At 68.2% G+C, this 19940-nt stretch carries 20 protein-coding genes; 9 read left to right on the forward strand and 11 right to left on the reverse strand.

The genetic code is table 11. The features are described from left to right. The first annotated feature begins 13 nt into the window (after window positions 1-13). From AC1DYD_RS29060 to AC1DYD_RS29085, 6 genes are read left to right on the forward strand one after another with little or no spacing between them, the layout of a single operon-like run. On the forward strand, window positions 14-3832 hold the full coding sequence (locus tag AC1DYD_RS29060) for a nitrate reductase subunit alpha (protein ID WP_478176221.1): 3819 nt from the start codon (window positions 14-16) through the stop codon (window positions 3830-3832). After that, window positions 3829-5352: a nitrate reductase subunit beta gene (narH, locus tag AC1DYD_RS29065; protein WP_478176222.1), complete on the forward strand. Its 1524-nt coding sequence runs from the start codon at window positions 3829-3831 to the stop codon at window positions 5350-5352. The genes AC1DYD_RS29060 and narH overlap by 4 nt, the downstream gene beginning before the upstream one ends. Before the next feature lie 8 nt (window positions 5353-5360). Beyond that, window positions 5361-6050 (forward strand): nitrate reductase molybdenum cofactor assembly chaperone, encoded by a 690-nt coding sequence (gene narJ / locus AC1DYD_RS29070; RefSeq protein WP_478176250.1) that lies wholly within the window; start codon window positions 5361-5363, stop codon window positions 6048-6050. Beyond that, window positions 6047-6781: a respiratory nitrate reductase subunit gamma gene (gene narI, locus AC1DYD_RS29075; protein ID WP_478176223.1), complete on the forward strand. Its 735-nt coding sequence runs from the start codon at window positions 6047-6049 to the stop codon at window positions 6779-6781. Before narJ ends, narI begins: the two co-directional genes overlap by 4 nt. Window positions 6782-6791: 10 nt before the next feature. Continuing rightward, window positions 6792-7598: a peptidylprolyl isomerase gene (locus AC1DYD_RS29080; protein WP_478176224.1), complete on the forward strand. Its 807-nt coding sequence runs from the start codon at window positions 6792-6794 to the stop codon at window positions 7596-7598. A 10-nt stretch (window positions 7599-7608) separates the two neighbouring features. Further along, window positions 7609-8013, forward strand: a complete 405-nt coding sequence (locus AC1DYD_RS29085) for a ribonucleotide reductase subunit alpha (protein ID WP_478176225.1) — start codon at window positions 7609-7611, stop codon at window positions 8011-8013. Between the two features lie 33 nt (window positions 8014-8046). Here AC1DYD_RS29085 and AC1DYD_RS29090 read toward each other — a convergent pair whose 3' ends face one another. From AC1DYD_RS29090 to AC1DYD_RS29100, 3 genes are all read right to left on the reverse strand, one after another. Beyond that, on the reverse strand, window positions 8047-8691 hold the full coding sequence (locus AC1DYD_RS29090) for a hemerythrin domain-containing protein (RefSeq protein ID WP_478176226.1): 645 nt from the start codon (window positions 8689-8691) through the stop codon (window positions 8047-8049). A 73-nt stretch (window positions 8692-8764) separates the two neighbouring features. Then, window positions 8765-8998, reverse strand: coding sequence for a hypothetical protein (locus tag AC1DYD_RS29095; RefSeq protein ID WP_478176227.1), 234 nt, complete (start codon window positions 8996-8998; stop codon window positions 8765-8767). A gap of 95 nt (window positions 8999-9093) precedes the next feature. Next, window positions 9094-9561 (reverse strand): nuclear transport factor 2 family protein, encoded by a 468-nt coding sequence (locus AC1DYD_RS29100; RefSeq protein ID WP_478176251.1) that lies wholly within the window; start codon window positions 9559-9561, stop codon window positions 9094-9096. Between the two features lie 99 nt (window positions 9562-9660). Here AC1DYD_RS29100 and AC1DYD_RS29105 point away from each other — a divergent pair, with 99 nt between their 5' ends. Next, window positions 9661-10242 carry a TetR/AcrR family transcriptional regulator gene (locus AC1DYD_RS29105; RefSeq protein WP_478176228.1) on the forward strand — a complete coding sequence of 194 codons (582 nt, stop codon included), beginning with the start codon at window positions 9661-9663 and terminating at the stop codon, window positions 10240-10242. Between the two features lie 45 nt (window positions 10243-10287). Then, window positions 10288-11376 carry a transporter substrate-binding domain-containing protein gene (locus tag AC1DYD_RS29110; protein WP_478176229.1) on the forward strand — a complete coding sequence of 363 codons (1089 nt, stop codon included), beginning with the start codon at window positions 10288-10290 and terminating at the stop codon, window positions 11374-11376. 12 nt (window positions 11377-11388) lie between these two features. Here the strand turns inward: AC1DYD_RS29110 and AC1DYD_RS29115 are convergent, their stop codons facing one another. Continuing rightward, window positions 11389-11565, reverse strand: a complete 177-nt coding sequence (locus tag AC1DYD_RS29115) for a hypothetical protein (protein ID WP_478176230.1) — start codon at window positions 11563-11565, stop codon at window positions 11389-11391. On the opposite strand from AC1DYD_RS29115, the gene AC1DYD_RS29120 reads away from it, so the two are divergent. Beyond that, window positions 11543-13114 (forward strand): cation:proton antiporter, encoded by a 1572-nt coding sequence (locus AC1DYD_RS29120; RefSeq protein WP_478176231.1) that lies wholly within the window; start codon window positions 11543-11545, stop codon window positions 13112-13114. The two genes, AC1DYD_RS29115 and AC1DYD_RS29120, sit on opposite strands and share 23 nt — an antisense overlap. Here AC1DYD_RS29120 and AC1DYD_RS29125 read toward each other — a convergent pair. Genes AC1DYD_RS29125 through AC1DYD_RS29155 form a run of 7 tightly spaced genes read right to left on the reverse strand, consistent with a single transcriptional unit; the run spans window position 13111 to window position 19915 of the window. Continuing rightward, window positions 13111-14049 (reverse strand): cupin domain-containing protein, encoded by a 939-nt coding sequence (locus tag AC1DYD_RS29125; protein ID WP_478176232.1) that lies wholly within the window; start codon window positions 14047-14049, stop codon window positions 13111-13113. The genes AC1DYD_RS29120 and AC1DYD_RS29125 overlap by 4 nt on opposite strands. Next, complete coding sequence (locus AC1DYD_RS29130; protein WP_478176233.1) at window positions 14046-15326, reverse strand: Zn-dependent hydrolase; 1281 nt, start codon at window positions 15324-15326, stop codon at window positions 14046-14048. Before AC1DYD_RS29130 ends, AC1DYD_RS29125 begins: the two co-directional genes overlap by 4 nt. Next, window positions 15326-16207, reverse strand: coding sequence for an alpha/beta fold hydrolase (locus tag AC1DYD_RS29135; protein ID WP_478176234.1), 882 nt, complete (start codon window positions 16205-16207; stop codon window positions 15326-15328). Before AC1DYD_RS29135 ends, AC1DYD_RS29130 begins: the two co-directional genes overlap by 1 nt. Before the next feature lie 10 nt (window positions 16208-16217). After that, window positions 16218-17399, reverse strand: coding sequence for a pyridoxal phosphate-dependent aminotransferase (locus tag AC1DYD_RS29140; RefSeq protein ID WP_478176235.1), 1182 nt, complete (start codon window positions 17397-17399; stop codon window positions 16218-16220). Next, window positions 17396-18229 (reverse strand): SDR family oxidoreductase, encoded by an 834-nt coding sequence (locus AC1DYD_RS29145; protein WP_478176236.1) that lies wholly within the window; start codon window positions 18227-18229, stop codon window positions 17396-17398. Before AC1DYD_RS29145 ends, AC1DYD_RS29140 begins: the two co-directional genes overlap by 4 nt. 55 nt (window positions 18230-18284) lie before the next feature. Continuing rightward, window positions 18285-19025: a GntR family transcriptional regulator gene (locus AC1DYD_RS29150; protein ID WP_478176237.1), complete on the reverse strand. Its 741-nt coding sequence runs from the start codon at window positions 19023-19025 to the stop codon at window positions 18285-18287. A gap of 50 nt (window positions 19026-19075) precedes the next feature. Further along, complete coding sequence (locus AC1DYD_RS29155; RefSeq protein ID WP_478176238.1) at window positions 19076-19915, reverse strand: TauD/TfdA dioxygenase family protein; 840 nt, start codon at window positions 19913-19915, stop codon at window positions 19076-19078. Window positions 19916-19940 lie beyond the last annotated feature (25 nt).

The raw sequence follows: 19940 nt of genomic DNA on the forward strand, positions 1-19940 counted from the left end.
CCGGAGACTTTTCATGAGCCATTTTCTCGATCGCCTCAAACACTTCTCGAACCCGCGCGAAGGCTTCTCGGGCGACCTCGGCGTCACCACGGGCGAGGACCGCACATGGGAGGACGCCTACCGCAACCGCTGGGCGCACGACAAGATCGTGCGCTCCACCCACGGCGTCAACTGCACCGGCTCCTGCTCGTGGAAGATCTACGTCAAGGGCGGCATCGTGACCTGGGAGACCCAGCAGACGGACTATCCACGCACCCGCTGGGACATGCCCAACCACGAACCGCGCGGCTGCGCGCGCGGCGCCAGCTACAGCTGGTACCTCTACAGCGCCAACCGCGTCAAGTACCCGATGGTGCGCGGGCGGCTGCTGCAGCATTGGCGCGAGGCGCGCATGGCGCTCGATCCGGTCGAAGCCTGGGCGGCGATCGTGCATGACGACGCCAAGCGGCGCGACTACCAGGGCGTTCGCGGCCTGGGCGGCTTCGTGCGCTCGACCTGGGACGAGGTCAACGAGATCATCGCGGCCGCGAACGTCCACACCATCAAGAAGCACGGCGCGGACCGCATCATCGGCTTCTCGCCGATCCCGGCCATGTCGATGGTCAGCTACGCGGCGGGGAGCCGCTACCTGAGCCTGCTGGGCGGGGTCTGCATGAGCTTCTACGACTGGTACTGCGACCTGCCGCCCGCGAGCCCGCAGATCTGGGGCGAGCAGACGGACGTGCCCGAATCCGCCGACTGGTACAACTCGAGCTTCATCATCGCCTGGGGCTCGAACGTGCCACAGACGCGCACGCCGGACGCCCACTTCTTCACCGAGGTCCGCTACAAGGGCACCAAGACCGTCGCGATCACGCCGGACTACTCCGAGGTCGCGAAGCTGTCCGACCTGTGGCTGCATCCGAAGCAGGGCACCGACGCAGCGCTGGCCATGGCGATGGGCCACGTCATCCTGAAGGACTTCTACTTCGGCGGCAACGGCCAGCCGCGCTCGGCCTACTTCGACGACTATGCCCGCCGCTACACCGACCTGCCGATGCTGGTGATGCTGAAGGAGCACCGGCTCGCCAACGGCGAGACCGTGATGGTGCCGGACCGCTACGTGCGCGCGTCCGACTTCAACGGCAAGCTGGGCCAGGCCAACAATCCCGAGTGGAAGACGGTCGCCTTCGACGCCCAGGGCAAGGTGGTGCTGCCGCACGGCGCGATCGGCTTCCGCTGGGGGCCGGACGGCCGTGCCGACACCGGCCAATGGAATCTGGAGGCCCGCGAGGCGCGCAACGGCCACGAAGTGAATCTCAAGCTCTCGCTGCTCGAAGGCGAGCATCCCGGCGACCAGGTCGCCAGGGTCGGGTTTCCGTACTTCGGCGGCATCCCTCACGCGCACTTCGCTTCCAACGCGCAGGACGACGTGCTGGTGCGCACGGTGCCGGTCCAGCGAATCCCCCTGGGCAAGGAAGGCGAGAAGCGCGAGGCCCTGGTGGCCACGGTGTTCGACCTCCAGGCCGCCCAGTACGGCGTTGCGCGCGGCCTGCCCGGAGAACTGGCCGCCACCGACTTCGACGACAACACGCCCTACACGCCGGCCTGGCAGGAGCAGATCACCGGCGTGCCGCGCGACCAGGTCATCAGCGTCGCGCGCCAGTTCGCCGAGAACGCCGACAAGACCCAGGGCCGCTCGATGGTGATCATCGGCGCCGGCATGAACCACTGGTACCACAGCGACATGAACTACCGTGGCGTCATCAACATGCTGATGATGTGCGGCTGCATCGGCAAGAGCGGCGGCGGCTGGTCCCACTATGTCGGCCAGGAGAAGCTGCGCCCGCAGACCGGCTGGACGCCGCTGGCCTTCGCGCTCGACTGGATCCGGCCGCCGCGGCAGATGAACTCGACGAGCTTCTTCTATGCCCACACCGATCAATGGCGCTACGAGAAGCTGGGCGTCGACGAGGTCCTGTCGCCGCTCGCGGACAAGGCGCGCTACGGCGGCAGCATGATCGACTACAACGTGCGCGCCGAGCGCATGGGCTGGCTGCCCTCGGCACCGCAGCTGCAGACGAACCCGATGCAGGTGGTGCGCGACGCGCAGGCCGCGGGCATGGAGGCGAAGGACTATGTCGTCCAGTCGCTGCGGGACGGCACGCTGCGCATGAGCTGCGAGGACCCCGACCATCCCGACAACTGGCCGCGCAACATGTTCGTCTGGCGGTCCAACATCATCGGCTCCTCGGGCAAGGGCCACGAGTACTTCCTCAAGCACCTGCTGGGCACCAGCAACGGGGTGCAGGGCAAGGATCTCGGCAGCGAGGAAGCCAAGCCCACCGAGGTCGTCTGGCACGACAAGGCGCCAGAGGGCAAGCTCGACCTGCTGGTCACCCTCGACTTCCGCATGAGCACGACCTGCCTGTATTCCGACATCGTGCTGCCGACGGCGACCTGGTACGAGAAGAACGACCTGAACACCAGCGACATGCATCCCTTCATTCATCCGCTGTCCACGGCGGTGGACCCGGTCTGGCAATCGAAGAGCGACTGGGAGATCTACAAGGGCTTCGCGAAGAAGTTCAGCGAGATCTGCGTGGGTCATCTCGGCGTGGAGAGCGAGGTGGTGCTGACGCCCCTGATGCACGACTCGCCCGGCGAGCTGGCCCAGCCTTTCGAGGTGAAAGACTGGAAGCGCGGCGAATGCGAGCTGGTGCCGGGCAAGACCGCGCCGGGCCTGAGCGTCGTCGAGCGCGACTATCCGAATGTCTACAAGCGCTTCACCGCGGTCGGGCCCTTGATGAACAAGATCGGCAACGGCGGCAAGGGCATTGCGTGGAACACCCAGACCGAGGTGCGCCAGCTCGGCCAGCTGAACGGGGTCGTCACCGAGGAAGGCGCCACCTGCGGCATGCCCCGGATCGACAGTGACATCGATGCCTGCGAGATGATCCTGCAGTTCGCGCCCGAGACCAATGGGCACGTGGCGGTGAAGGCCTGGGAGGCGCTGTCGAAGCAGACCGGGCGCGACCACGCGCACCTGGCGCTGCACCGCGAGGACGAGAAGATCCGCTTCAGGGACATCCAGGCGCAGCCGCGGAAGATCATCAGCTCGCCGACCTGGAGCGGCATCGAGTCGGAGACGGTGTCGTACAACGCCGGCTACACCAACGTGCACGAGCTGATCCCCTGGCGCACGCTGACAGGGCGGCAGCAGTTCTACCAGGACCATCCGTGGATGCTGGCCTTCGGCGAGGGCTTCGCCAGCTACCGGCCGCCGGTGAACCTGAAGGCCACCGCCGGCATGCACGGCATCCGCTCCAACGGCAACGCCGAGATCCTGCTGAACTTCATCACGCCGCACCAGAAGTGGGGCATTCACTCGACCTACACCGACAATCTGCTGATGCTCACGCTGAGCCGCGGCGGCCCGATCATCTGGCTCAGCGAAGACGATGCGAAGGCCATCGGCGTCGAGGACAACGACTGGGTGGAGCTCTACAACGTGAACGGCGCCATCGCGGCCCGTGCCGTGGTCAGCCAGCGCATCAAGCCGGGCATGGTCATGATGTACCACGCGCAGGAGAAGATCGTGAACACGCCGGGTTCGGAGATCACCGGCCAGCGCGGCGGCATCCACAACTCGGTGACCCGCATCGTGCTCAAGCCGACCCACATGATCGGCGGCTACGCGCAGCTTTCCTACGGCTTCAACTACTACGGGACCATCGGCACCAACCGCGACGAGTTCGTGGTCGTGCGCAAGATGGACAAGGTCGACTGGCTCGACACGCCACGCGGCGACGAGCGGGCCGAGGTGGTGCAACAACTCGGGGAGGCAGCATGAAGATACGCGCCCAGATCGGCATGGTGCTCAATCTCGACAAGTGCATCGGCTGCCACACCTGCTCGGTGACCTGCAAGAACGTCTGGACCAGCCGTCCCGGCATGGAGTACGCATGGTTCAACAACGTCGAGACCAAGCCCGGCATCGGCTACCCGAAGGAGTGGGAGAACCAGGACAAGTGGAACGGCGGCTGGGTACGCAAGCCCAACGGCCGCATCGAGCCGCGGCAGGGCGCGCGCTGGAAGCTGCTGATGCGCATCTTCGCGAACCCGAGCATGCCGCAGATCGACGACTACTACGAGCCCTTCACCTTCGACTATGGCCACCTGCAGTCGGCGCCCGAAATGAAGGCCACGCCCACCGCGCGCCCGCGCAGCCTGATCACGGGCCAGCGCATGGAGAAGATCGAATGGGGCCCGAACTGGGAGGAGATCCTCGGCGGCGAGTTCAGCAAGCGCAGCAAGGACAAGAACTTCGACGACATCCAGAAGGACATCTACGGCGAGTTCGAGAACACCTTCATGATGTACCTGCCGCGCCTGTGCGAGCACTGCCTCAATCCGGCCTGCGTGGCGAGCTGCCCGTCGGGCTCGATCTACAAGCGCGAGGAGGACGGCATCGTGCTGATCGACCAGGACAAGTGCCGGGGCTGGCGGATGTGCGTCTCGGGCTGCCCGTACAAGAAGATCTACTACAACTGGAAGAGCGGCAAGGCGGAGAAGTGCACCTTCTGCTACCCGCGCATCGAGGCCGGCCAGCCGACGGTGTGCAGCGAGACCTGCGTCGGGCGCATCCGCTACCTGGGTGTGCTGCTGTATGACGCGGACCGCATCCAGGAAGCGGCGAGCGTGGAACACGACCGCGACCTGTACCAGGCGCAGCTCGACATCTTTCTCGATCCGAACGATCCGGCGGTCATCGCGCAGGCGCGCATCGACAACATTCCGGACGCCTGGATGGAGGCCGCGCGCAAGAGCCCGGTCTACAAGATGGCAGTCGACTGGAAGGTCGCGCTGCCGCTGCATCCCGAGTACCGCACGCTGCCGATGGTCTGGTACGTGCCGCCGCTGTCGCCCATCACCGCCGCCGCGAACGCCGGCCACGTGGGCATCAATGGCCAGATACCCGACGTGAACCAGTTGCGCATCCCGGTCAAGTACCTCGCGAACCTGCTGACCGCCGGCGACACGCAGCCGGTGGTGCGGGCGCTCGAGCGCATGCTGGCCATGCGCGCCTACCAGCGCGAGAAGCATGTCGACGGACGCATCAACCTGGACGCGCTGGAGCAGGTCGGCATCAGCCAGGCCGAGGTCGAGGACATGTACCACGTCATGGCGATCGCCAACTACGAGGACCGCTTCGTGATTCCGACCAGCCATCGCGAATATGCCGAGAACACCTTCGACGTCCGCGGCGGCTGCGGCTTCTCCTTCGGCAATGGCTGTTCGGACGGTTCGAGCGATGTGAGCCTCTTCGGCGGCCACCGCAAGCGCACGATCCCGATCAAGGCGGAGGTCTGAGCATGTCGATCTTCAAGCATGCACCCGCGGCTTCCAGGAGCCTGCGCGCGCTGGGCCGCCTGCTCGGCTATCCCGATGACGAGCTGCGCCGGAACCTCGAGGCGCTGCGCAGCGCGCTTCACGACGAGCGCGCCCTGTCGCCTTCGCGGCTCGCCGAACTCGACGCGCTGCTCGACTTGCTCGGCCGCGCCGGCCCGCTGGAAAGCGAGGCCCGCTACGTCGACCTGTTCGACCGCGGCCGGGCCACTTCGCTGCACCTGTTCGAACATGTCCACGGCGACTCGCGCGACCGGGGGCCGGCCATGATCGATCTGGCGCGCACCTACGAGGCCGCCGGCCTCTTCGTCCGCGAGGACGAGCTGCCCGATTTCCTGCCGGTCGTGCTGGAGTTCGCGTCGACCCAGCCGCCACGCGAGGCGCGCCAGTTCCTGGCGGAGATGGCGCACCTGTTCAACGCGATCTTCGCGGCGCTTCAGCAGCGCCAGAGTGCCTACGCCAGCGTGCTCGGCGCGCTGCTCGAACTCGCGGGCGAGACCGCGCAGCCGGTGGTGATCGCGCCCGAGGAGCCATTGGACGCCAGCTGGGAGGAGCCGGTGGTCTTCGACGGCTGTTCTGTCAAGGGCCAGGGCCGACCGGACCAGCCGCAACCCATTCACATCGTCCGCAGGGACCGCCCTGTCGAAGGAGAACGCGCATGATCACGCTGCACGGCTTTGTCTTTGGTGTCTATCCGTACATCTGCCTCACGGTGTTTCTCCTCGGCAGCCTGATCCGCTTCGATCGCGACCAGTACACCTGGAAGAGCGATTCGTCGCAGCTCCTTCGCAGCGGCCTGCTGCGCTGGGGCAGCAACCTCTTCCACGTGGGCATCCTGTTCCTGTTCTTCGGGCATTTCGTGGGCCTGCTCGCGCCGCACGCCTTCTACAGCCACTTCCTCGAAGCACCGGTCAAGCAGAAGATCGCCATCTATTCGGGCGGCATCTTCGGCGTGCTCTGCTTCATCGGGCTGTCGATGCTGATCTACCGCCGGCTGTTCGATCCGCGGATCCGCTACACCAGCCACCGGACCGACATCGCGATCCTGCTGATCCTCTGGGTGCAGCTGGTGGTGGGGCTGATCACCCTGCCCTTCTCCTGGGCGCACTCGGACGGCAGCGTGATGCTCATCCTTGCGGACTGGGCGCAGCGCATCCTCACCTTGCGGGCCGTCGACGCCGAGCTGCTCGCGGGCCTGCCGTGGCCGTACCTGTTCCACCTGGTGCTGGGGATGACGATCTTTCTTCTCTTTCCCTTCAGCCGCCTGGTCCATGTGTGGAGCGGATTCGCTTCGGTCGGCTACCTTCTGCGGCCCTACCAGGTGGTCCGCAGCCGGCGGCTCAATGTGCCGCCCGGACAGAACCAGCCGCGTTCGTCCGGCGCGAACGATTGAGGGCAGCCCCATGCAAGTCGAACCCATCGCAACGGATCCGGCCCTCGGGGTGCCGCCCATCGCCCGCGTCAACGGTGTCGCGCTTCATGCGCCGGGACTGCTGCTGTCGGCCGAGGAACTGCGCCAGCGCGCCTGCACCGAACTGCTGCGCCAGGCCGCGCAGGCTGCCGGATTGCTCGACCGGGCGGACGCGGCCTCGGTCGACGGTGCGACCAGCGAGGCCGCCACCGACGCGATCGAGGCGCTCCTCGACCGCTCGATCTCGCTGCCCGCCCCCTCGGAGGAGACATGCAGGCGCTATCACGCCGCCCACGAGGGCCAGTATCGCGGCGGCGAGCGGGTGCGCGTGCGACACATCCTCTTCGCGGTGACGCCCGGCGTGGACGTGGTGGCGCTGCGAAGGCGCGCGGAGATGGCCATGCTGGAGGTGCGCTGCTTCGACGGCAGCGCGTCGCCGAGCTTCGCCACCCAGGCGGCGGCGCTGTCGAACTGCCCGAGCGGCGCCGAGGGCGGCGAGCTGGGCTGGCTGGAGCTCGGCGACTGCGCGCCGGAATTCGGCCGCGAACTCTTCGGCCGGGCCGAAGTCGGCGTCCTGCCGCGCCTCGTCCACAGTCGTTTCGGCCTGCACGTGGTCGAGGTCATCGCGCGCGAGCCCGGCATCCAGCGGCCCTTCGAGGCGGTGCGCGCCGCGGTCGAGCTGGCCCTGCGGCAGCAGGCCTTGGTGGCCGCGACGCGCCAGTTCCTGCAGCTGCTCGCGGCCGACGCCCGGATCGAAGGCGTGGACCTCGAGGCCGCCGATTCACCGCTGGTCCAGTAGCAGCAACGCCATGAACCCGTCCCACTTCGAGCTTCTGCTGCAGGCCGCCAGATCGCAGCCCGAACCCCAGCGTCTTCTGTTCGTCTTCGCGGCCGCGAGCCTGCCCGCCGATGCGAGTGCCGAGCAACGGGCCCGCTTCGAGGCCGGCGAGGGCGGCGAGCTCGCGCCGGTGATGTGCGTGGACAAGGCACCGGACGCGCTCGGCAGCTTCGCGGGCCTGGCGGCCGAAGCACGCGAGCTCGGCGCGACCTGGCACGTGGTGTTCGTCGCCGGCCTCTGCGGCAAGGGCCGGAGTGCGCCGAGCGACGCCGAGACCGAGCGCGCCGTCGAGGCGATGGTCGACGACGTCCGCCAGGGCGCCTTCGGCCGCTACGCGGCCTACGACCTGCATGGGGAGCCGCTGGGCTTTTCATGAGCCCCGCGAGCGGGCCTTTCCAGCCGGACCTGGCTAATGCTGCGACGGGAATCGCGGCTTGGCAGTGCCGGCGAGCGCTTCGAGCACCGAGGCGAAGTTGCCGGAATGTTCGAGGGCGGCGAGGATGGTGGTGAACAGCGGCCGGTACGCCTCGTCGGCCTCGTAGCCGATCAGCGGATCGCGGTTCTTCAGGAACTCGGCATCGATCTCGGCCCAGTCTTCAGGCTTGAGAACCGCCTCCGCGAACGGGAGGACCTCTCGTTCCTCGACGCCCATGTGCTCGAGGTAGAAGTCCACGTAGTGCTTCACCGCCGAGTCGAACGCCTCCCGGCGGGCCTCCCTCTGGGCAGTGCCACCCATCAGCCGGAAGGCGAGCAGCGCGTGTTCGAGTTCACGTACCGCCTGCTCGCCTCGCGCGTGGTCGCGATCGAGCCGATCGAGCACCGCGTCCATGTGCGGCGTGCGACCCCGCAGCTTCGGAAAGAGAAAGCCGCTTTCCTTCGGATGGTGGAGCTTCTCGGGAAACTCGTCGACGTAGAACAGCATGGCCTGCAGCGCATCGAAGTCGGGCAAGGTGCCGCGACGCCGGTGCGTGTCGAGCAGCAGCGAGATCGACCGCAACATCGCCGACAGCGCGCGGTGTTCGTGGCGGATGATGGTCAGGCTCGCGGGTGTCATGCTGCACGGTCCGGGGAGTTCGCATCGCTCAGCATCCTCCGTTCTGCGTTCCGCGTCTTGAGGCAGATCAAATTCAGCCCCAGACCTCGCCCTTGTCGATCCTGCTCCTCGCATAGCCATAGGCCGCAGTCAATGCCGATTCCTCGTCGTAGAACTCCCCCGGGACGAGGTGGCGCGGATGGCCGCCCTGAACCCCGGTCACGAGATCGAAGGTCACCCAAGCCCACAGCTTCCGGTAGGGCGATCGACTGGTGAAAGCATGCACCCGGTATCCCCGGTACACGAACGCGGCTTGTTCGGTCGCCATCCTGGCTCCTCCTGGTTGGGCGCCACTTTAGGGCGACAACCCCCTTCAGCGCAATGGCCTGCGCCACCGCCCGGACGAACGCCGGCGGCGGACGATCAGAGGCCCAGGTCGCTGAGGCCGGGGTGGTCGTCGGGACGGCGGCCGAGCGGCCAGTGGAACTTCCGCTCCGAAGCCTGGATGGGCATGTCGTTGATGCACGCAAAGCGGCGCTGCATCAGGCCGTCCTCGCGGAACTCCCAGTTCTCGTTTCCGTACGAGCGGAACCAGTTGCCGGAGTCGTCGCGCCACTCGTAGGCGTAGCGGACGGCGATGCGGTTGCCATCGAAGGCCCAGAGCTCCTTGATCAGGCGGTAGTCCAGTTCCTTGCGCCACTTGCGCTCGAGGAAGGCCTGGGCTTCCTCACGGCTGTTGGCAAATTCGACCCGATTGCGCCACTTCGTGTCGAGCGTATAGGCGAGTGCGACCTTCGCCGCATCGCGGGTGTTCCACCCGTCTTCGGCGAGTCGGACCTTCTGGATGGCAGATTCTCTGGTGAACGGCGGCAGCGGCGGGCGAGTTTCCATGGTGTGGACCTCCAAGGTTGATGGGGTTTGGCATGTAGACAGGTTCGTCTACATGGCCTCAATGTAGCAGACGTAGACGAAGCTGTCTACACTGGCGCCATGCCCACATCGAGAAGTCCGGAAATTGCCGAGCTGCCCGCGCGAGAGCGCATCCTCGCGACCGCTCACGACCTCTTCTATGGAGACGGAATTCGAGCGACCGGCATCGACAAGCTGATCGCCGCGTCCGGTGTCACGAAGGTCACCTTCTACCGGCACTTCCCGAGCAAGAACGACCTGATTCGTTCCTACCTCGACCATCGGCACCGACTGTGGATCGACTGGTTCCGGGACGCGCTGGCCCGGCATGGGAGCGCAAGGATTGGAGCGATGGCACTCCTTCCGACGCTGGAGGAATGGTGGTCCGACGCGCGTTTTCGCGGCTGTGCATTCATCAACGCATCGGTGGAACTCGGTACGTCCAGCGACGAGGTGCTCGAGGTGAGCCGCGTCCACAAGGAAGAGATGATCGAGGCGATCTCATCGACGCTGCCGCCGGGACGACGCCGGCGTGCCCTCGCGCAATCGCTGGCGCTGGCTGTCGACGGCGCGATCGTTCACGTGCAGCTGGGCATGGATGCCGAACAGGTGTCATCCGGCTTCGAACAGCTCCTGAAGGCGACGCTGAAGACAAGCGCTTGAGCTGCGTCAATCCGCCTGGCGGCGAGGGTGCATATTCTCTGCACGATGACCCGATGTTCAGCACGCCTCGCGACGATGTGTGTGACGCTGGTGTTCGCTGCGGGCGCGTTCGCGGCCGAGGCAGTCGCAGCACCCGTCGCTCCACTGCGCGTGGCCACCGGACCCTTGGCACCCTTCGTGTTCTGGCAGGACGGTCGGCTGGCCGGCTTCAGCGTCGACCTGTGGAACGAACTCGCGCGCCGGATGGACGTGAAGTTCGAATGGGTGGATGCGGGGCCGCGCGCCGAGCAGCTGGAGAGCGTACGTCGCGGCGATGCGGACGTCGCCGTCTCGGCCATCGTGATGACGCCGGAGCGCGAGAAGCTTGCCGACTTTTCGCAATCCTATTTCGACTCCGGCCTGCAGATCATGGTCCGCGCCGAAGAGGAAGGCCCGGTCCTCGCGACCTTGTTGGCCATCCCCTGGAGCACCATCGGAAAGCTGTTCGCCGCGGCACTCGTGCTGGTGTTCTTGTGGGCCAACGTGCTCTGGTTCATTGAACACACGCGCAATCCGGAACTCGGCAAAGGCTACGCGGCCGGAGTCGGCAACGAGGTCTGGAACACGATGCTCATCATCGCCACCGGCGAGCATGGCGAGCGAAGTACCCCAGGCGCGCTCAGGCGGCTCGTGATCGCGTGCGTGTGGCTGATGGGGATCGTGCTGATCGCACAACTGACTGCGACCGTCACCTCATCGCAGACGGTGCATCGGCTGCGCTCGAGCATTGCGGGACCGGGCGACCTGCCCGGAAAGACGATCGCGACGGTGCCCGGCAGCATCGCGGCCGACTACCTGGCGCGGCTGCACCTGCCGGTCGTCGAAATTGCCAATCCCGCTGCCGGCGTGGACCTGCTGATGCGCGGCAAGGTGCAGGCCATCGTCTTCGACGCGCCCACGCTGCAATACTGGGCCGCCACGTCGGGCAAGGGCACGCTGCAGGTCGTGGGCCCCGTGTTCAGGCCCGAGAAGTACGGCATCGTCGTGGCGCTGGGCAGCCCGCTGCGCAAGCGGATCAACGAGGCATTGCTGGAGGTCTACCAGGACGGGACGTATGAGGAGATCCACGACAAGTGGTTCGCCTCGCGCAGGTAGACGGCGCCGTGCTCAGCCTTTGTCGCGCAGCAGCTGCGCCTTCTGCGCCAGCCCTGCGGCCTCCACGGCTTCCGGGCGCGACAGCGGCCCGGCGTTCCGGGCTGCGGACGACCGGCAGGAGAAGGTATCCTGGATCGAGGCCTGGCCAAAAACTCCACGCATTGTCATGGCAACCTTCGAATGGATCATCCTGCTGCTGCTCGGCGCGGCGCTGCTCGCGGCACTGGCGAACCGGATCGGCGCGCCCTACCCCACCTTCCTCGCGATCGGCGGCGCCCTGCTCGCGTTCGTGCCGCACAGCCCCAACTGGACCCTCGATCCCCACCTGGCCCTGACGCTGTTCGTCGCACCCGTGCTGGTCGACGCGGCCTACGACACGTCGCTGCGCGACCTGCGACGCAACTGGCGGCCGGTGGCCGGCCTCGTGATCGCCGCCGTCGGTGCCACCGTGCTGGCCGTCGCCTGCGTGGCGCGCTGGCTCGTGCCCGGCATGCCCTGGGCGGTCGCGATCGCGCTTGGCGCGATCGTCGCGCCGCCCGATGCGGCGGCGGCCACCGCGGTGATGCGCCAGGTCGGACTGCCGCACAAGCTGCTGAAGATCCTCGAGGGGGAGAGCCTGCTCAACGACGCCAGCTCGCTGCTGGTCTACCGGCTGGCCATCATGGCCGCGATGGCCGGCCATCTCGGCTTCGCGAGCCTTGCACCGGTCTTCCTGCTGACCATCTTCGGCAGCCTCGGGGTCGGTGTGGGTTGTGCGTATGCGGTGGGCTCGCTGACGACCCGGCTGCGCGACGTGCCGATCGCGCTGATCGTCCAGTTCGCCCTGACCTTCGGCGTCTGGATCGCCGCCGAAGCCATCGGACTTTCAGGCATCCTGACCCTGGTCGCCTTCGCGATGACCCTGGCGCGGCGCAGCGGCGCGCGGATGCCGGCCCGCATGCGCGTGCCCGTGTTCACGGTCTGGGAGTCCGCGGTGTTCATCCTGAACGCATTCGCGTTCGTGCTCATCGGGATGCAGCTGCGGCCCATCTGGGACCGACTCGAGACCGGCAGCGCGCGCAACGATGCCATCGCCACGGCGGTCGCAGTCCTGTGCGTGACGATCGCGGCACGCTTCGCCTGGGTCTTCGGCTATCACTCAATCAAGCGCTGGCGCGCACGCCGTCCCAGGCCCGGATTGGCAGCGAATGCGGCGCCCACATTCGGCAGCAGCGTGGTGCTGTCCTGGGCCGGCATGCGGGGCATCGTGACGCTGGCCGCCGCCTTCGCGATCCCCGAGACGCTCCCGAGCGGCGCGCCTTTCCCGTTCCGGGACCTGATCCTGCTCTGCGCATTCGCCGTGGTGTTCGGCACCCTGGTCTTGCAGGGGTTGACGATGGCGCCGCTGATCCGCCGGTTGGGCCTGGCCGACGACGACCCGGTCGGCCGAGAAGTCCGGCTGGGCCGGATCCAGGCCTATGGCGCACTCCTCGAGGCGATCAAGGACGACGAGAGCCTGACAGCGAAGCTGTTGCGCAAGGAGTACGGCGCGGCGGTGGAACTCCATTCCAGCCCGGGACCCGGGACCTCGATCGACGAATTGTCCGGAGGCGCGCTCCGGCGACGGGCGATCACGGTCGCACGGCAGCGCGCCTTCGAACTTCGCCGGGACGAGGTGATCGGCGACGACGCCTACCGGGTCCTGCTGCAGGAATTCGACTGGGCGGAACTGAGCGCCGGCGGCGCCAGCGCAGACTAGGCCTCGAGGAACTCGAAGCCCATCGTCCGCATGTGGTAGTGCAGCCCACCGTCCTGCACGATCAGGAAGCGCGCGCCGGCGTCGCCGGCGTTGTGGTGCGAATGCGGCGCACCCGGCGGAGTCACGAGCGTGGCCCAAGGAGCCCAGGGGCAATGCGACCCGCCGACCATGGAGTGGCAGGCCTCCCCCCGAACCACCAGCGTCACCGCCGCCGAATTGTGGCGATGCGTGCGCTGATGGGTCTGCGCAGCGAGGGTGTTGAAGCTCAGCGTCAGGGTGGGCGTGAGATTGCGCGCGGCCTCCTGCCGATCGGAGGAGAAGATCAGCGCCCGGCCCGAGGTGCCGTCGCGGCTGCCCATCGAAGACAGCAGCGCCAACTGGCATTCGATCTCCGCGGCGGGGTAGTGCACCGCTTCGACCGGCGCATCGGCCGGGCCCGGCGGCTGCGAGGCGTCGAAGGCCAGTTGCGGCTCGTTGCCCACCGTCCACAGCAGGGCGCCGCCCGCCCCCGCTTCGAGGCGGCAGCCCGGGGCGCCGGGCAGCAGGAAGACATCGCCGGCGCCGAAGGCCAGGGGCTCCGCCATCCCACCGACCCGGCCGGCGCCCGAGATCACGTACCAGACCGAAGCGGTCGCACCGACGCCGACGGCTCGCACATCGCCGGCAGCGATGCGCACATAGCGCGCGAGCATGAGCGGCGTGGTGGCAGGAAAGGCGCAGCCGAGCGCGTCGCGCTGGTCGCAGTCGAACACGCCGGACTCGGCGCCCGTCGGCGCCGCGAACAGGCGCGCCGGCACCTCGGGCAGCTTCACATTGAAGGCGTTGCCCGAATTGAAGAAGCGCGCCCGCGCCTGCGCAGCGCTGGCCGGTGCGTGCGGCGGCTGCACCGGCAGGTCGGCCATGTCGGCCATCGGACCATCGGTCGCGACGCTCATCGGGCCAGGCCCTCCTCGACGCCCGCGCAGGGCAGCAGCACGCGCAGCAGCACGTTCGCGCCTGCCGCCACATGCGCGGGCTCGGCCCACTCGTGCTCGGCATGGCTCACGCCGCCGCGGCAGGGGATGAAGATCATCGCGCTCGGGCACAGCGGCGCCATGTGGCGCGCGTCGTGGCCGGCGGCGGAAAGAATGGGCATGAATGGCTGTCCGTCGAGCGCGGCGGCGTCGGCAATGGCCCGCTGCAACTGCGGGTCGAAGCGGTTGGAAGGGGCGTCGACCAGGCGCGTCACCGTGGCCCGGCACGGCGCGGCGTGGGTCCCGCAGAGCGCGACGAGCCGGGCGCCCAGCCGATCCAGCACCGCGTTGTCGGGATGGCGCAGGTCGACCCGCAGCGTGACGCGCTCGGGCACGACCGACGGCGCGTTCGGTTCGACCTGCAGCCGGCCGATGGTGAACTTGACGGCCGGGTCGTGCCCGCCGACTTCGCTGTAGAGCGCCGAAGCCGTGCGCGCGAAGGCCGCCAGCGCGTCGCGCCGCTCCGCCATCGCGAGCGTGCCGGCATGTCCTCGCTCGCCTTCGATCACGATGTCGAAGGTCTTCTTTCCCTGGATGCCCGTGACGACGCCGATCACCCGCCCCTGCGCCTCCAGCACCGGGCCCTGCTCGATGTGCGCCTCGATGTACGCCTTCAGCGCAAAGCCGAGCGGCCGGCGCCGCAGCGTGGGAAACGCCGCATGCAAGGCATCGAGCGCCTCGGCGACCGACACGCCCTCGGCATCGCGCGTCGCGCGCACGGCCTCGAGGCTGCGCACGCCGGCGAAGGCTTCCGAGCCCATCATGCCGGGCGCGAAGCGCGATCCCTCCTCGTTCATCCAGGCCACGCAGACGATGTCCACGGCCGGCCGCACGCCCTGCTCCGCCAGCGTGACCAACACCTCGAGCGCAGCGGCCACCCCGTACACGCCGTCGAAGCGTCCGCCGCCGGGCTGGCTGTCGAGGTGGCTGCCGGCGAGCACGGGCGGTGCGGCGCGGTCCATGCCCGGCAGCGCGACGAACAGGTTGCCCGCCGCATCGGTCGAAGGCTCCAGCCCGGCCGACCGGGCCCAATCGATCATCACCTGCCAGGACGCGATTTCTTGCGCACTGAGCGCCTGGCGGTTGACGCCGCCGGCGGGCGTGGCGCCGCAGCGCGCCAGCGCCATCAGCCGGCCCCACAACCGGTCGGCATCGACGCGCAGGAGGGCCGGCGCCCGGGCCGAGGCTGCCTCGCTCATCAGTCGGTCTTCATGATCTGGCTGGGCAGCGCGCGCGGGTCGCGCGGCTTCCACTGGCCGGCCTCGACCTGGGCGAAGAACTCGGCCAGCAAGGCGTTGAAGGCGGCGGGCTCCTCGAGGTTGAGCGTGTGGCCGGTCTTGGGCATGACGGCGAGGCCGCAGGCCGGAACGGTCGTCTTGAGGAAGATGCCGGGCTGCAGGCAGTGGTCGTCCTCGTCGCCGACCACCACCAGCGAGGGCACCGCCATGGCGCGCAGCTCCCGCTCCAGGTCATAGATGGAAGGCCGGCGCGCCTGCACGCCGCGCATGGTGTTGGCCGCCCCCACGGCATCGTGCTCGCCGAGCCAGGTGGCGAACTCCTGCCAGCCGCGCGGGTCCTTGTTCTGGAACTGCACGCGGCTCGCCCCCAGCGAGTAGGTGCGCGCGAAGCGCTCCGAGCCCTGGGCCTCGAACTGGCGCGCCACTTCGAGCGACACGCCGCGGAAGTAGTCCTCGTGCGCCTTCTCGGCGCCGTAGCCCGCGCCGGCGATCACCAGCGAGGCCGCGCGCGCCGCATGGCGCAGGCCGAAATGCAAGGTCGCGAAGCCGCCCATCGAGAGACCCACGATGTGCGCCCGCGCCAGCCCCAGCGCATCCATCACCGCGGCGATGTCGTCGGCGGCGATGGCCTGCGAATAGCGCTCCATGCCGGCCGGCACGTCCGACGGCGGATAGCCGCGCGCGCCGAAAGTGACGCACTGGTGGCGCCGCGCGAAGTAGCGCATCTGCGGTTCCCAGCTGCGGTGGTCGCCGCCGAACTCGTGCACGAACACGATCGGCGTGCCGCTGCCGGCGGTCTCGTAGTACAGGCGGACGCCGTCCGCGGTGGTGGCGAAACTCATGCGCCGCTCCTCAGAAAAGTGCCGCGGTCGCGGGCAGGCTGCGGGCGCGCTCGACAGCCCGCGGCAGCACGTCGCACAGGGCCTGGGCCCAGGCCTTCGGCACGGTGGTGGAGATCTTCACGAAGCGGTGGCCGAAGCGCGGCGTGTGGTAGGTGCCCTGGCGCACCATGATGTCGTGCTCGCCGAGCGCGGTGACCAGCGCCTCGGGCGTCACGCCGGCGCCGGTGCACTCGACCACGATGAAGTTCGCCTGCGAAGGAAACACCGGCACCTCGAACCCTGGCAGCCGGGCAAAGGCATCGACGATCAGGCGCTGGTTCTCGCGCTGCTGCGCGATCACGCTGCGCATCCATTCGTCCTTCACGGCCAGGCCCGCGATGGCCGCGCGCTGGGCCAGCACGCTGGCCCCGAGCGGGGCCTGCGAATGCGGCAGGATGCGCGCGAGCAGCGCGGGCGACGCGACCAGCGCGCCCAGGCGCAGGCCGGCCAGGCCGAGCCACTTCGAGAAGCTCACGATGGTGACCGTGCCTTCCGGATAGAAGCGCGCGGCCAGCGTGTGGCTGTCGGCGAAGTCGCGGTAGGTGCAGTCGTGGATCAGGATCGCGCCGATCTCGCGCGCGCGATCCGCGAAGGCCCGGATCTCGTCCTCGGTGTAGGCGGTGCCGAGCGGGTTGTTCGGGTCGACCAGATAGATGACGGCGGTGTTCCTGTCGGTCGCCGCGGCCAGCGCCTCGGCCGAGAGCTTGAAGCCGTACTCGGGGCCGTAGATCGGGACCTCGGTGATCACCGAGCCGGCCTTGGCCGCGAACTGGAGCGGCCACTTCCAGCCCGGGTCGGTGGTGACGAAACCCTTGCCTTCGGCACAGAAGGCGCGGCAGGCCAGCGCCAGCGCGGAGACCGCGCCGTCGGTGACCACCGCCGACTGCTCCGGCACGCCCAGGTCGGCCACGATGGCCGTGCGCAAGGCCTCCATGCCCAGCGGCGGCGCATAGGCATGGAAGCTCTCGTCGTCGATCGCGTCGTGCAGCGCCTTGCGCACGGCCGGATGCAGCGGGAAGTGGTTGGTGTTCTGGCCCAGCCACATCAGGTCGGGGTTGGTGAAGAGCCGGTCGAAGTACTGGTTGCGGGTTTCCGCATCGTTCGTCGCCGGGGCGGCGGGCGCCGCGGGGAAGGACTTCAATACCGCGCTCATGCCGCGAGCCTCCGCGCCTGCTCGGCGGCGATGACCTTCTTGCTGGTCTTGATGATCGAACCGCGCGCGGCAATGCCGCCGTCGATGGTCACCACGGTGCCGGTGATGTAGCCCGCACGTGGCGAGGCCAGGAAGACCATCAGTTCGGCCACTTCTTCGGGCGTGGCCGGGCGGCCGCCGGGATAGTTGTCGAACAGATCCTCCCAGCGGCCCTCGTCGCCGTGCGTGTCGAGCGCGCGGCGCTTCATCAGCTTGACCATGCGGTCGGTGGCCACCGGGCCGGGGTTGACGCCGACCACGCGGATGCCGTCGTCCAGGCTGACGCCGCCGAGCGCGCGCGTGAAGGCCATGACGGCCGCATTGCCGGTGGAGCCGGCGATGTAGTTGGCGTCCCAGTTCTCGCCGGAGTTGCCGATGTCGTTGACGATCACGCCGCCGCCCGCGGCCTTCATCCGGGCGTAGTAGATCTGGCTGAGTTCCATGTAGCCCAGCACCTTGAGCTGGAAGCCGCGGCGCACCGCGGCGAAGTCGAGCGACTCGATCGGGCCCGAGGGAATGTCGCCTGCGTTGTTCACGAGGATGTCGACCGGGCCGGCGGCGTCGGCGAGCTGGCCCATCGCGCCGGGCGCGGCGAGGTCCATCGGATGGATCGCCACCGTGACCGGGTGGGCCTTCGAGATGTCCTCGCGCGCCGCCGTCAGGGCCACGCCGTCGCGGGCGGCCAGGTGCAGGTGGCAGCCTTCGGCCGCGAACGCGTGGGCGGCTGCGAGGCCGATGCCTTTGGAGGCTCCGGTGATGAGTACGGTCTTGCCTTCGAGTTGGAGTTTCATGGCGTGTTGTCCTGGGATGCGGATCGAAAAATGGGATGTCAATGCGGGATGAAGCTCAGGCCACGCCCGCGTCCTGCTCGGACAGCGCCGCGATCAGGTCGACGATGTCGTCCTCGAGCAGGCTCACGTGGTCGACGGCGGCGGCGAATGCAGCGGCCGGGTCGTTGCGCCGTATCGCGTCGAGGATCGCGCCGTGCTCGCCGATGGTGGCGGCCATGCGGCCGGGCTGGAAGGTGACGTAGCGGCGGTAGACGCGCACGCGCTTGCGCAGCGCACGGGTCTGCTCGGCCAGGTAGTGCGTGTTGGAAGCCTCGTAGAGCGCGTCGTGAAAGTCCTGGTTCACGTCGTAGAAGCGCGAGTGGTCGCCCGAAGAAAGGATGCGCGTGAGTTCGTCGTGCAGCTGGCCCATGCGCAGCTTCTGCGCCTCGGTGGACCGGCGCGCGGCGAACTTGGCGCACAGGCCTTCCATCACGGCCATCATCTGGAACATCTCGATGAGCATCGGCAGCGAGATGCGCGCCACGCAAACGCCCTGCCGGTTGCGCAGGTCCACCAGGCCGGTCGCGGCCAGTGCCTTGAGCGCCTCGCGCACCGGCGTGCGAGACACCTTGAAGCGCTCGGACAGCTCGGCCTCGTCGAGCCGGGCGCCGGGCTTGAGCACGCCGCTCACGATCAGGTCCTCGAGCGTGTCCTTCAGCTCGTCGGACAGCGTGGCGCCGCCCCTCACACGCTGCCGGTCGCGCCCACGCGGCTGCGGGGTTTGCGCGGTATCGGGTTCCTTGGGTTCGATGCTCATGTCTTCTTTCTGGTTGTGGGCAAACGCCGGCCGGTTGCGGTCTCGAGGGTTCAGAACGGACGGTCTCCGGCCACGGTGGTGCGGTGCATCACGCGCCGATAGACCTTGTCGTCGTAGGGCGTGGCGCGGTGCATGGTGCAGCGGTTGTCCCAGACCAGCAGGTCGCCTGCCAGCCACTGGTGGCGGTAGCTGAATTCGGGCGCGATCGCGTGCGCGTTGAGCTCGGCGAGGAGCGCGGCGCTTTCCTCGGCCGGCAGGCCGTCGATCTGCTTGACCACGTCCTCGCCGACATAGAGCGAGAGCCGGCCCGTCTCGGGGTGCGTGCGCACCAGCGGGTGCACCACGTCGGGCGTGGCGGCCAGTTGCTCGGGCGTCAGCGGGTTGCGGTCGGCAAAGGCCCGCCCGTAGTAGTTCGCGTAGCTGTGGGTGGCGGTCATGGGCCGGATGCGCGCCTTCATGTCCTCGTCGAGCGCCTCGTAGGCCGCACGCATCGAGGCGAAGAAGGTGTCGCCCTCCACCGGCGGCACCTCGAGCGCATAGAGCAGCGCGCCCATCGAGGGCTCGGCCTTGTACGAGAGATCGGAGTGCCAGTTCCAGCCCTCCTTGTGGTTGCCGATCGGCTTGCCGTTCTCCGACACGTTCGACAGCACATAGACCTCGGGGTGCTCCTTCTTCAGGAACTGGGTCAGCACATGGCCCAGCAACGGACCGAAGCGGCGCGAGAACGCGACATGCTGCGATTCGTCGAGCTTCTGGCCGCGGAACAGCAGCACCGAGCGTTGGTTGAGCGTGTCGCGCAGCACGGCGAAGTCGGCATCGCTCACGGGCTCGCGCAGGTCGATGCCCTTGACTTCGGTACCGATGAAGGAGGTGAGGTTCTCGAGTTGCATGGTCGGGATTCGTGTCTGTCTGAGG

This window comes from Variovorax sp. P4_B11, from assembly GCF_056402355.1.